Below are 12,419 nucleotides of genomic sequence, written 5' to 3'. Positions count from 1 at the left end.
TCAGCCTCCTTTTCCGTTAAAGATCGTCTCGGCCGACACTTTGTCTGATGTCGCCATATCCTCCACCCAGATCGAGATGTCGGTGCGGGCGGCGGTGGCCATCGGGCTGCCCGCCGGGGCCACAACATAGATGCGCTGGGTCAGGGTTTCGTCGGCGGGCACCTCGACAGTGTCACCGATCTGGCCCTCCAGCGTCAGCGTCAGCCCGCCCGCCACCGCCGGATCGTCCGAGGTCAGCGAAATGCGGAATGGCGCGGCCTCGCCCTGCTTGTTGCGCAGCCGCATTTCATAGGTGTTGCGGATCGCCCCGTCGGAAAGGGTCACATAGATCGGGTTACGCACCGGCGAGATGTTGAAGTCGATCGGCGAGCGCAGCAAAAGCGCCGCGATCAGGGCCACGCCGATACCGGCCCAAAGCGTGAAATAGACCATTGTGCGCGGCCGGAAGACATGGCGCCAGATCTGGGTGGGGTGGGCGCCCGCGCGCTCGGCGGCCTCATCCTTCAGGGCCATATAGTCTATCAGGCCGCGCGGCTTGCCGATCTTGTCCATCACCTCGTCGCAGGCGTCGATGCACAGCGCGCAGGTGATGCACTCCAGTTGCTGGCCGTCGCGGATGTCGATCCCCATCGGGCAGACATTGACGCAGGCCATACAGTCGATGCAGTCGCCCTGATGCGTGGCATCGGGCGACTGTTCGCCCTTTAGCAACTTGCCTCGCGGCTCGCCGCGCCACTCGCGGTAGGCGATGGTGATCGTATCTTCGTCCATCATCGCGGCCTGAATGCGGGGCCAGGGGCAGGCGTAGACGCAGATCTGTTCGCGCGCGAACCCGGCAAAGGCAAAGGTCGTCGCCGTCAGAACCGCCACGGTGATATAGGCCACCGGCAGCGCTTGACCGGTCAGCAAATCCTTCAGCAGCGTCGGCGCGTCAGCAAAATAGAACACCCACGCCCCACCGGTGCCCAGCGCGATCAGCAGCCACAGCGTCCATTTGACCAGCCGCAGGCGGATCTTCTGCAAGGTCCAGCCCTGGCGCCACAGCCGCAACCGGTTGTTTCGGTCGCCTTCGACCCAGCGTTCAACCAGCATGAACAGATCGGTCCAGACCGTCTGCGGGCAGGTATAGCCGCACCAGACCCGCCCCAGCGCCGAGGTGAACAGGAACAGCCCCAAACCCGCCATGATCAACAGGCCCGCGACAAAATAGAATTCGTGCGGCCATATCTCGATCGAGAAGAAGAAGAACCGCCGCCCGCCCAGATCCAGCAGCACCGCCTGATCGGGCATTCCGGGGCCACGATCCCAGCGGGCCCAAGGAAGGATGTAGTAAATGCCCAGCGTGATCGCGAGGATGATCCATTTCAGGTTGCGGAAACGACCTGACACGCGGCGCGGAAAGATCGGCTCGCGGGCGGCATAAAGCTGGCTGGGTTCGGTAGAACTCACGGCATACTCCGTTGGCTGAGTCCTGGTCTCATCAGTCCTGACGGGGCCGGGGCGCGGTGCTTTGACATGCGTCAAAAATACAGATTTCTAATAGAACAATTCCGCCCAGAGACAATCCCTGGACGGTCTGGACATTGATTCGACACTGCGTCGGGCAGACATTTTTGCGTCATCTCTCTGTGTGCCTGCCCCGCGGTGCAATGGCAAAGCGGGACCGTGGCACCGGGCGCAAGAGGGGCCGGAAGGCCCCCCTTGATCAGTCACTCGCCACCGCCAAGGCTGTGGACATACAGTGCAACTGCCCGCACCTCGGCCTCGGTCAGACGACCGAATTCCCCGCCCCAGTTCGGCATCACGCCAAAACGGGCATTGGTGACGGTCTCGGTCAGCGTCGCAACATCGCCGCCATAAAGCCAGATCGCATCGGTCAGGTTCGGCGCGCCCTGCGTGCGGTCGCCGGTGCCGTCTTCCATGTGGCACGAGGCGCAGTTTTCCTCGAAGACCACGGCACCATCGGCGGCAAGCGCCGCGTCATGCTCTTGCCCCGAAATCGCGCGCACATGCTGCACGACTTGGGCGATCTGCGCAGGCTCCAGCAACTCGTCACGGCCAAAGGCCGGCATCGCGGAATAGCGCGCGTCGGGGTCGTCGGTGTTGCGGATGCCATGGGTGATCGTGGTGTGGATCGTCTCGACATCGCCGCCCCACAGCCAGTCGTTATCCAGCAGGTTGGGATAACCGCCGGGGTTGCCCGCAGCCCCCGAACCGTGGCACTGCACGCACCATGTGCGGAACACCGCCGCACCCGCGTTGCGGGTGTAGTTGATCAGCTCCGGGTCGTTGGCGATCTCGGTCAGTTCGGTCGAAACCAGCTTTTCGACGATCGGGGCATTGGCAGCCTCGAACCGGGCGATATCGGCCGCCACATCGGCGCGGGTCGAATGGCCCAGCAGGCCGGGCGTTGCGCCGTTGATCAGCGGCCAGGCCGGATAGAGCACCGAATAGCCCACACCCCAGATCACGCAGATGTAGAACGTCCACAGCCACCAGCGCGGCAGCGGATTGTTATACTCTTCGATCCCGTCCCAGGAATGGCCCGTGGTCTGGACCTCTTTTTTTGGCGACTTCACAGGTTTCTTGCTCATTTCCAGGCCTCCTTGGCCATGGCGCCGTCCTTCCCGCGACCGCCGGGGCCGTCGCCAGAACAGGCGGGTTTGTCTTCGTGCCGGAAGGGGATATTGGCGCTGTCATCGTGCATCTTGCGGCTTCCGGGCCGCCAGGCCCAGAAAACGACGCCGATGAACATTGCAAACAGCGCCAGCATGGCCCAACTGTCGGCGAATTCCCGCATCAGGGAATAGGTGTCCATCCCTGCCCCCTTACCGGCTTGCCAAGGGCTCGAAGGTCGAGAAGTCAACCATCGTGCCCAGCACCTGCAAATAGGCGATCAACGCGTCCATCTCGGTGATTTCGGGCTGACCGTCAAAGTTGCGCACCTGCGCCTTGGGATAGCGGGCGAGCATCTCTTCGTAATCGCCATCCGGTTCGACCTGCACGGCAAAGTCGGCCTTGGCCAACTCGATCATCTCAGAGGTGTAGGGAACACCCACCATCGCGTCGGTCTTCAGGCGGTCTTCGATGTATCCGGCGTCGATCACCCGGTTCATCAGGAACCCGTATTTCGGCATCACCGATTCCGGCACCACCGATTGCGGGTTGATCAGGTGCTGGACGTGCCATTCATCCGAATAGCGCCCGCCCACACGCGCCAGATCGGGCCCGGTGCGCTTTGACCCCCACTGGAACGGATGATCATACATCGATTCCGCCGCAAGGCTGTAGTGGCCATAGCGCTCCACCTCGTCGCGCATCGGGCGTATCATCTGGCTGTGGCACAGATAGCATCCCTCGCGGATGTAGACATCACGCCCGGTCAGTTCCAGCGGGGTGTAGGGGCGAACCCCCTCCACCTTTTCAATCGTGCTTTCAAGGTAGAACAGCGGGGCGATTTCAACGATGCCGCCCACCGTCACCACAAGGAACGAACAGATCAGCAGAACCGTCGCGTTGCGTTCGATGATATAGTGCTTGTCGATCAGAGCCATTTGCCTGCCCTCCTCATTCAGCCGGAACGGCGGCAACCGAAGCGCTGGCAACACGCGGTTGCTTGGCGACGGTGGCCCACAGGTTGTAGCACATGATCAGCCCGCCGGTGAGGTAGAGCACCCCGCCCAGAGCCCGCGTCAGATACATCGGATGCATCGCTGAAACGGTGTCGGCAAAGGCGTTGACCAGGAAGCCCTGATCGTCAACCTCGCGCCACATCAGGCCCTGCATGATCCCCGACACCCACATCGCCGAGATGTAGAGCACGATCCCGATGGTGGCGAGCCAGAAGTGCCAGGACACCAGCGTCAGGCTATACAGCCGTTCCCGCGCCCAAAGCCGCGGCACCAGGAAGTAAAGCGCGCCAAAGGTGATCATCCCGTTCCAGCCCAAGGCGCCGGAATGGACGTGACCAATGGTCCAGTCGGTGTAGTGCGAGAGCGAGTTGACCGCCTTGATCGCCATCATCGGGCCTTCAAAGGTCGACATGCCGTAAAAGCCCACAGACACAACCATCATCCGGATCACCGGGTCGGTGCGCAGCTTGTCCCAAGCGCCCGACAGCGTCATCAGGCCGTTGATCATGCCGCCCCAAGAGGGCATCCACAGCGCAATCGACATCACCATGCCCAGCGTCGAGGCCCAGTCGGGCAGCGCGGTGTAATGAAGGTGGTGCGGACCGGCCCAGATATAGAGGAAGATCAGCGCCCAGAAATGAACGATCGACAGTTTGTAGCTGTAGACGGGGCGTTCGGCCTGTTTGGGCACGAAGTAATACATCATGCCGAGGAAACCCGCGGTCAGGAAGAAGCCCACCGCGTTGTGGCCATACCACCATTGCGTCATCGCATCCTGCACACCGGCGAAAAGCTGCACCGATTTCGAGCCGAAGAACGACACCGGAACCGACAGGTTGTTGACGATATGCAGCATCGCGATGGTCACGATGAACGACAGGTAGAACCAGTTGGCCACATAGATATGAGGCTCGCGCCGCTTCATGATCGTGCCGAGGAAGACGACCAGATACAGCACCCAGATGAACGTCAGCCACCAGTCAACGTGCCATTCCGGTTCCGCATATTCCTTGGATTGCGTTGCGCCCAGAATGTAGCCGGTCGCGGCCAGCACGATGAACAACTGATAGCCCCAGAACACGAACCAGGCGAGGTTGCCACCGAACAGGCGCGCCGCCGACGTGCGTTGCACGACATAGAACGAGGTCGCCAGCAGAGCGTTGCCACCAAAGGCGAAAATCACCGCCGAGGTGTGAAGGGGCCGCAGCTTGCCAAAGTTCAGATAACCCTGCGCCCATTCGGGGTTCAGCCAGGGAAATGCCAACTGAAAGGCGATCGTGGTGCCGACCAGAAAGCCGACGATGGCCCAGCCCGCAGTTGCGATCACGCCAGCCCGGATCACGCCGTCATTGTATTCCAGTGGCGAGGCGGACACCGATTGACCCCGCGCCCGCAGCATCCAGGCAAACGCAATGCCCGCCGCCAGCATCACGGTTGCCGCGTTCACCATATAGGCCAGATCGCGCGCCTGCGTGGCGGCATAGGCGGCCAGAACCGCCACAGCGCCAAGCACGACCAGCTTGATAACATCCCACATTTTCGCGTCCCTTCGTCTCGTCGCGGCCCCGACTCAAGACAGGCGGGGACATATTGACTTATGCCGTTATGTCGCAGGCCGTGGCAATATGTCTTGATCTGTATCAATTCTACGTTACCGGGCCGCCGCCGGTCTTTTTGGTCGCAGTCGGCGGCCTTGATCCCGGTCAAGGTCGTTCCCGTTCTATGCAGTTAATGTTTTGAAATGCGACTCGAGGCGACAGGAAGGCGGCACAGCCGCTACGCCCGGTCGCAGTCGAGGGATCAGACAGGGAATATGCGCATGTCATACAAATCCATCCTCACCATTGTCACCGATCCAGCGGCATCCGAGGTCCAACTGGAGACCGCGATTGCCATGGCCAGGCGGGAGGACGCCCATCTCGACGTGCTTTGCCTTGGCGTGGACCGCACCCAGACGGGCTACTATTACGCCGGAGCCTCGGCCTATGTGCATCAGGAAACGATCGAGCGGGCGCAGGCCGAAGCCGCGGCAGCCGAGTTGCAGGTGCGCAACCTGCTGGATGCACAAGATATTCGCTGGGCAGTCGAGGGTGTTGTGGCGCAGATGGGCGCGATCAGCACCATCGTAGGGCTGCGCGCCCGCTTTGCCGATCTGGTGGTGCAGGCCCGACCCTATGGAAAAAGCCGCACCCAGGATGCCGAAACTGTTGTGGAGGCGGCGATGTTCGACGGCCACGCACCGGTTCTGATCGTGCCCGATCAGGACAGCCCGCTGCCTGCGCCGCGCCGCGTCATCGTGGCCTGGAACCAAAGCACCGAGGCGCTGACCGCGATCCGCCGGGCGCTGCCGATCCTGAAGGCCGCCGATCTGGTGGACATCACCATCATCGACCCGCCCGCCCACGGCCCGGAACGGTCGGACCCCGGCGGGCAACTCAGCCAGATGCTGGCCCGCCACGGCGTTCATGCCGAGGTGTCGGTTCTGGCCAAGACGATGCCGCGCGTGTCCGACGTGATCAACCGTCACGTTCGAGACACCAGTGCCAACATGGTGGTGATGGGGGCCTATGGCCACTCGCGGTTCCGCGAGGCGATCCTGGGCGGCGCCACGCGCTATATGCTGGAAATGGCCGAAGTGCCGGTGTTCATGGCGCACTGACGGGGTACGGCTATCACGGTTGACAGGGTGGGCAGAGTGCCCACCCGACCCCCAAAAAGGTCAGACCAGAAACCCGCCGTCGCTGTCGTCGCCCGCTTCGCACAGAAGGCGGTCGAAATCGGGCACGGTGACATGCCGCTTGCCTTCAAGCTCGATCACCCCGTCGCGCTTCAGCGCAGAAATCTGGCGGCTGACCGTTTCCAGCGTGAGGCCCAGATAATCGGCCATCGCCTCGCGCGTCAGCGGAAGATCAAAGGCCAGTTGCCCCTGCGCCACACGCAGTTGGATCGCCGCATCGCGGCGCGCCACGATGGCCAGCAGGCTTGCGATTTTTTCGCGCGCGGTCTTGCGGCCCAACAGCAGCATCCATTCGCGCGCGGCATCCAGCTCGTCCAGCGTCATTTCCAGCAGCCGCTGGCCGATGTGCGGGGTGCGCAGCATCAGCTCCTCAAACGGTTTCTTGCGGAAACAGCACATCACGATGTCAGTGGTGGCGGTGATGTTGTAGGCCGCCGAATCACGCCCCGGCCGCCCCACGAAATCGGACGGCAGCAGCAGCCCCACCATCTGGGTGCGACCATCCTCCAGCGTCTGGGTCAGCGTGGCGATACCCGACACGACCGAGGCCACAAAATCCATCTTGTCGCCCGACCAGATGACCGTCTGACCCGCCTCGAAACTGCGATAATACTTGATTTCCTCAAGCCGGTCGAGTTCTGTGCTTTCGCAACGGGCGCAGACCGCTCGGTGCCGGATCGGGCAGTCACTGCAATGCAGCGACAATTGCTGGATGTCCTCGGCAGGCATCGGTCTCTTTGATTTGGGTCAAGGTTCTGTTGCGCGTCGTCCCTTAATGATACCCGCATGGAACAGGAATCGCAACTCACCCGGCTCGGTCTTTTTGATGCGCGGGTGCCCCGCTACACCAGCTACCCGACAGCGCCGCATTTTTCGGAAGCGGTGGGTCCGGCCCAGTTCTCCGACTGGATCGAGGCCATTCCCGCAGGGTCGGCTATTTCGCTTTACATGCATGTGCCGTTCTGTCGGCGCCTGTGTTGGTTCTGCGCCTGCCGCACGCAGGGTACGCAATCGGATAACCCGGTGCGCGCCTATGCCGAGGTGTTGCTGGCGGAACTGAAAATGCTCAAGGACCGGCTGGCGCCTGGGGTCACGCTGTCGCGCCTGCACTGGGGTGGCGGCACGCCGACCATGCTTCCGCCTGACATGATGCGCCGTCTGGCCGATGCCGTGTTCGAGGTCGTGCCGATGGGCGAAGGCGCCGAATTTTCGGTGGAAATCGACCCGATGGAATGCGACGCGGCCCGGCTGGACGCGCTGGCGCAATCGGGGATGAACCGCGCGTCGATCGGGGTGCAGGATTTCGACCCCGAGATTCAGCAGATCATCGGCCGCGAGCAAAGCTATGAGGATACCAAGCGCGCGGTCGAAATGATCCGCGAGCGGGGAATCACCTCGCTGAATGCCGACATCCTGTATGGCTTGCCGAACCAGACCAATGCCCGCATCTCGGAAACCGTGCAAAAACTGCTGTCGCTGTCGCCCGACCGGGTCGCGCTGTATGGCTATGCGCATGTCCCGTGGATGGCGCGTCGCCAGACCATGATCCCCACCGATCAACTGCCCACCCCGCAGCAACGCCTGGGGCTTTATGATACGGCGCGCAAGCTGTTCGTCTGGGATGGTTACGACGAAATCGGCATCGACCATTTTGCCCGGCCGCATGACGGTCTGTCGGTCGCGCTCAAGGCGGGCAAGCTGAAGCGCAACTTCCAAGGCTATACTGACGATCAGGCACCGGTTCTGGTGGGGCTTGGGGCCTCGTCGGTGTCAAAGTTCCCGCAGGGCTTTGCGCAGCACGTCTCGGGCACGTCCGACTATACCCGCGCGGTCCGCGATGGGCGCTTCCCGACGCATCGGGGCCATGTCTTCACCGCCGAAGACAAGCTGCGTTCGCGGATGATCGAGCAGTTGATGTGCGAATTCCGCATCGACGCGGCCGAAATGGTGCAAAGCTTTGATGTCACGCCGACCCGACTGGCGCAGATGTTCGATGATGCTGCCAAGGTGTTCGGCGACATGGTCGAGATCACGCCCGAGGGGCTGTATGTGCCCGAAAAGGGCCGCCCGCTGACCCGGATGATCGCGCGTATCTTTGATGCCTACGACCTGTCGAAGGCGGGCCATTCCTCGGCGATCTGATCGCGGGGCAGAACAGGAAACCGGCGCCGCAAGGCGCCGGTTTTTTCATGCGCCCAGTGCTGCGGCCATCAGCGCGCGGGTATAGGCGGTCTGCGGCGCGGCAAAGACCTGCGCGGCGGGGCCGGCCTCGACCACATCGCCCGATTTCATCACGATCACCTTGTGCGCCATCGCCCGCACCACGCGCAGGTCATGGCTGATGAACAGATAGGCCAGCCCATAGCGCCGTTGCAGATCGCGCAGCAGATCCACGATCTGCACCTGCACCGTCATGTCCAGCGCCGAGGTCGGCTCATCCAGCACCACGACCTTTGGGCGCAGGATCATTGCGCGCGCAATGGCGATGCGCTGGCGCTGGCCGCCGGAAAATTCGTGCGGATAGCGCGCCATCGTGGCGGGGTCCAACCCCACCTCGGCCATGATCCCGGCCACCATGTCGCGCCGGTCATGGCCGGGGTCCACGCCATGAACCGTCAGCCCCTCGGAGATGATCTGTTCAACCGTCATCCGGGGCGACAGGCTGCCGAACGGGTCTTGAAACACAATCTGCATGTCGCGGCGCAGCCTGCGCAATTCGCGCGGGGTCCAGCGTGAAATGTCTTGCCCGGCATAGACGATCGGCCCGTCAGACCCGATCAGCCGCATGATCGCCAGCGCCAGCGTGGTCTTGCCCGACCCCGACTCGCCCACGATCCCCAGCGTTTCACCGGCCCGAACCGACAGGCTGGCGCCGTTGACGGCCTTGACATGACCCACCGTCTTGCGCAGCAGCCCCCGCTGGATCGGGAACCAGACACGCAGGTTTTCGGTGCGCACCAGTTCGGGCGCATCGCCCGCCACCGGATCGGCCAGGCCCTTGGGTTCGGCGGCCAGCAGCTTGCGGGTATAGGGGTGCTGCGGGTTGGCGAAAAGCTCGGCCACCGGCCCCTGTTCGACAATCTCGCCCCCCTGCATCACGCAGACCCGGTCGGCAATGCGCCGCACGATGCCCAGATCGTGGCTGATGAACAAAAGGCTCATGCCTTCGGCGCGCTTCAGATCGGCCAACAGATCAAGGATCTGCGCCTGAATGGTCACATCCAGCGCGGTGGTCGGCTCATCGGCGATCAGCAGGTCCGGCCCGTTCGCCAGCGCCATGGCGATCATCACCCGCTGGCGCTGCCCACCCGACAACTGGTGCGGGTAATCGGCCAGCCGCCGCTCGGGGTTGTCGATACCGACCTTGGTCAGCAATTCGACGATCCGCGCCCGCGCCGCCTCGCCCCGCAGGCCCTGATGCAGTGCCAGACTTTCGCCGATCTGCTTTTCCAGCGTGTGCAGCGGGTTCAGCGATGTCATCGGCTCTTGAAAGATAAAGCTGATGTCGTTGCCGCGCACCGCGCGCAACTGCGCCTCGGGGGCGCCCACCATCTGCCGCCCCTCATATCGGATCGAGCCTGACACCTCGGCGCTGCCACCCAGCAGCCCTACCGTGGATAGCGCCGTCACCGACTTGCCCGAGCCACTTTCGCCCACCAGAGCGACGGTTTCCCCCCGCCCCACTGCAAAGCTGACCCCCCGCACTGCCAGCGTTCGCTGCCCATCCTGCCGAAACGCGACCGACAGGTTTTCCACTTCAAGAACGCCGGTCATCGAAAGGTCTTTCGCGGGTCAAAGGCGTCGCGGACGCCCTCAAAGACAAACACCAGAAGCGAGAGCATGATCGCAAAGGTGAAGAACGCCGAAAAGCCCAGCCAGGGCGCCTGAAGGTTCTGCTTTGCCTGCAACGCCAATTCGCCCAGTGAGGGCGCCGACGACGGCAAGCCGTAACCCAGATAATCAAGACTGGCGAGCGAAGCGATGGTCCCGGTGACGACAAAGGGCAGCAGCGTCAGCGTGGCCACCATGGCGTTGGGCAGGATATGGCGGAACATGATCACCGGGTCCGACACGCCCAGCGCGCGGGCGGCGCGGACATATTCAAAGTTGCGCGCACGCAGAAACTCGGCCCGCACCACACCCACCAGCGCAGGCCAGCCGAACAGGATCGACACCACCACCAGCAACTCGAAACTGCGACCCAGAATGGCGAACAAGATGATGATGACGTAAAGCGAGGGTGTCGATCCCCAGATTTCCAGCGCGCGCTGAAAGATCAGATCGGTCCGTCCACCGAAATAGCCCTGCACCGCCCCCGCCGCGATGCCGATCACCGAGGCGACCGAGGTCACGATCAGCGTGAACAGGATCGAGGTGCGAAAGCCATAGATCACCCGTGCCAGCACGTCGCGCGCGGTATCGTCGGTGCCCAACCAATGCGCGGCATCCGGTGCCGAGGGGGCAGACCCCACGTTGTTGATGGATCGGTAGTGGTAGGGGATCGGCGGCCAGATCATCCAGCCTTTTTCGATCGCGTCACCCGCCACGGTGCCGGCCTTTGCCTCGGCCATAACGCCATCGGGGTCATCCCAGCATTCCTGCCGGCCCCCGGTGACGATCAGGCATTGCACCGCCTCATCTTTATAGATCGCCTCGGTGCGGAAATCGCCGCCGAAGGTGGTTTCGGGGTAAAAGCGGTAGGCCGGAAAATACAGATCGCCCCGATAGCTGACCACCACCGGCTTGTCATTGGCGATCACCTCGGCAAACAGCGAAGCCACGAACAGGCCCAGAAACACCCACAGCGACAGATAGGCCCGGCGGTTGGCCTTGAAGTTGCGCCAGCGGCGCTGGTTCAGAGGCGACAGCATCAGCCAGCCCTCCGCTCGAAATCAATCCGCGGATCGACGAAAACATACATCAGGTCTGACAGGATGCCGACGACAAGGCCCATCAGCCCAAACACATAAAGCGTGCCGAAGATCACCGGATAATCGCGCGCCACCGCCGCCTCAAACCCGAGCCGACCCAGACCGTCCAGCGAAAAGATCGTTTCGATCAGGATCGAGGCACCAAAGAACACGCCCAGAAACAGCGACGGGAACCCCGCGATCACGATCAGCATGGCGTTGCGGAACACATGGCCATACAGCACCGCGCGTTCCGTCAGGCCCTTGGCGCGGGCGGTCATCACATATTGCTTGTTGATCTCGTCGAGAAAGCTGTTTTTCGTCAACAGCGTCAGCGTGGCAAAGCTGGAAATGGTCGAGGCTATCACCGGCAAGGTGATGTGCCACAGATAGTCGATCACCTTGCCCCAAAGCGTCAATTCTTCCCAGTTGTCACTGGTCAGGCCCCGCAGCGGAAAGATCTTCCAATAGCTGCCGCCCGAAAACAGCACCATCAACAGCACCGCAAACAGAAAGCCGGGGATCGCATAGCCGATGATGATGGCCCCGCTTGTCCATGTATCGAACGGCGTTCCATCCTTCACCGCCTTGCGAATGCCCAGCGGGATCGAGATGAGGTAGGCCAACAGCGTGGACCACAGACCCAGCGTGATCGACACCGGCATCTTTTCCAGCACCAGATCAATCACCGAAACCGACCGGAAGAAGCTTTCGCCAAAATCAAAGCGCAGATAGTTGCCCAGCATGATCACGAACCGTTCCCATGCGGGGATGGCTTGCTTCATGCAATCGGGCGATTTCAGCGATGGCTCGCCCATGAAACCTTCGGTGCAGACGATCCGGGCAAAGCCCATCTGCACCTCCAGCGCATCCAGCATTTCGGGGGGCAGGCCGCGCGCACCCATGTAGCGGTCTTCCCCGCCCGCACCTGCGGCCCCTTGCGCCCCGGCATCGCCCCCGCCCGAGATGTTGCGGAATACGTCGCCCTCGCCCTCGACCTGCGCGATGATCTGTTCGATCGGCCCGCCGGGCACGAATTGCGTCAGCGCAAAGTTGATCAGCATGATCCCGACCAGTGTCGGGATGATCAACAAGAACCGCCTGAAAATATAGGCGCCCATACCCCCCTGCCCCTGCCAC

Annotated in this window: 11 protein-coding genes; 2 read left to right on the top strand and 9 right to left on the bottom strand. The window is 62.5% G+C overall.

Features of this window, described 5'->3' with window-relative positions; genetic code table 11:
- The 5 genes from ccoG to ccoN form a co-directional block, all read right to left on the bottom strand.
- Positions 1-1,449 (bottom strand): cytochrome c oxidase accessory protein CcoG, encoded by a 1,449-nt coding sequence (ccoG, locus tag C5F46_RS05455; protein WP_107324352.1) that lies wholly within the window; start codon positions 1,447-1,449, stop codon positions 1-3.
- 260 nt (positions 1,450-1,709) lie between these two features.
- Positions 1,710-2,594 carry a cytochrome-c oxidase, cbb3-type subunit III gene (gene ccoP / locus C5F46_RS05450; protein ID WP_107324351.1) on the bottom strand — a complete coding sequence of 295 codons (885 nt, stop codon included), beginning with the start codon at positions 2,592-2,594 and terminating at the stop codon, positions 1,710-1,712.
- Positions 2,591-2,818: a cbb3-type cytochrome c oxidase subunit 3 gene (locus tag C5F46_RS05445; RefSeq protein WP_107324350.1), complete on the bottom strand. Its 228-nt coding sequence runs from the start codon at positions 2,816-2,818 to the stop codon at positions 2,591-2,593. Before C5F46_RS05445 ends, ccoP begins: the two co-directional genes overlap by 4 nt.
- Positions 2,819-2,828: 10 nt before the next feature.
- Complete coding sequence (gene ccoO, locus C5F46_RS05440; protein WP_107324349.1) at positions 2,829-3,554, bottom strand: cytochrome-c oxidase, cbb3-type subunit II; 726 nt, start codon at positions 3,552-3,554, stop codon at positions 2,829-2,831.
- A 13-nt stretch (positions 3,555-3,567) separates the two neighbouring features.
- Positions 3,568-5,169 carry a cytochrome-c oxidase, cbb3-type subunit I gene (gene ccoN, locus C5F46_RS05435; protein WP_107324348.1) on the bottom strand — a complete coding sequence of 534 codons (1,602 nt, stop codon included), beginning with the start codon at positions 5,167-5,169 and terminating at the stop codon, positions 3,568-3,570.
- Positions 5,170-5,451: 282 nt separating this feature from the next.
- Between ccoN and C5F46_RS05430 the strand changes: the two genes are divergently transcribed.
- Entirely contained in the window at positions 5,452-6,291 is an 840-nt protein-coding gene (locus C5F46_RS05430) for a universal stress protein (RefSeq protein WP_107324417.1), read from the top strand.
- A gap of 60 nt (positions 6,292-6,351) precedes the next feature.
- Here C5F46_RS05430 and fnrL read toward each other — a convergent pair whose 3' ends face one another.
- The gene (gene fnrL / locus C5F46_RS05425) at positions 6,352-7,098 is read right to left on the bottom strand and encodes a transcriptional regulator FnrL (RefSeq protein ID WP_107324347.1); all 747 of its coding nucleotides are present in this window, start codon (positions 7,096-7,098) and stop codon (positions 6,352-6,354) included.
- 57 nt (positions 7,099-7,155) lie between these two features.
- On the opposite strand from fnrL, the gene hemN reads away from it, so the two are divergent.
- Positions 7,156-8,511, top strand: coding sequence for an oxygen-independent coproporphyrinogen III oxidase (gene hemN / locus C5F46_RS05420; protein ID WP_107324346.1), 1,356 nt, complete (start codon positions 7,156-7,158; stop codon positions 8,509-8,511).
- 45 nt (positions 8,512-8,556) lie between these two features.
- Here hemN and C5F46_RS05415 read toward each other — a convergent pair whose 3' ends face one another.
- From C5F46_RS05415 to C5F46_RS05405, 3 genes are read right to left on the bottom strand one after another with little or no spacing between them, the layout of a single operon-like run.
- A complete protein-coding gene (locus tag C5F46_RS05415) occupies positions 8,557-10,143 on the bottom strand; it encodes an ABC transporter ATP-binding protein (RefSeq protein WP_107324345.1) in 1,587 nt (528 codons plus the stop codon).
- Complete coding sequence (locus tag C5F46_RS05410; RefSeq protein WP_107324344.1) at positions 10,140-11,243, bottom strand: ABC transporter permease; 1,104 nt, start codon at positions 11,241-11,243, stop codon at positions 10,140-10,142. Before C5F46_RS05410 ends, C5F46_RS05415 begins: the two co-directional genes overlap by 4 nt.
- Complete coding sequence (locus tag C5F46_RS05405) at positions 11,240-12,400, bottom strand: microcin C ABC transporter permease YejB (protein ID WP_107324343.1); 1,161 nt, start codon at positions 12,398-12,400, stop codon at positions 11,240-11,242. Before C5F46_RS05405 ends, C5F46_RS05410 begins: the two co-directional genes overlap by 4 nt.
- Positions 12,401-12,419: the final 19 nt, after the last annotated feature.

It is taken from the genome of Phaeovulum veldkampii DSM 11550, from assembly GCF_003034995.1.
Classification (GTDB): domain Bacteria; phylum Pseudomonadota; class Alphaproteobacteria; order Rhodobacterales; family Rhodobacteraceae; genus Phaeovulum; species Phaeovulum veldkampii.
Note: the sequence above shows the minus strand (reverse complement) of the source record. Positions and strands in the feature narration are given on the sequence as shown.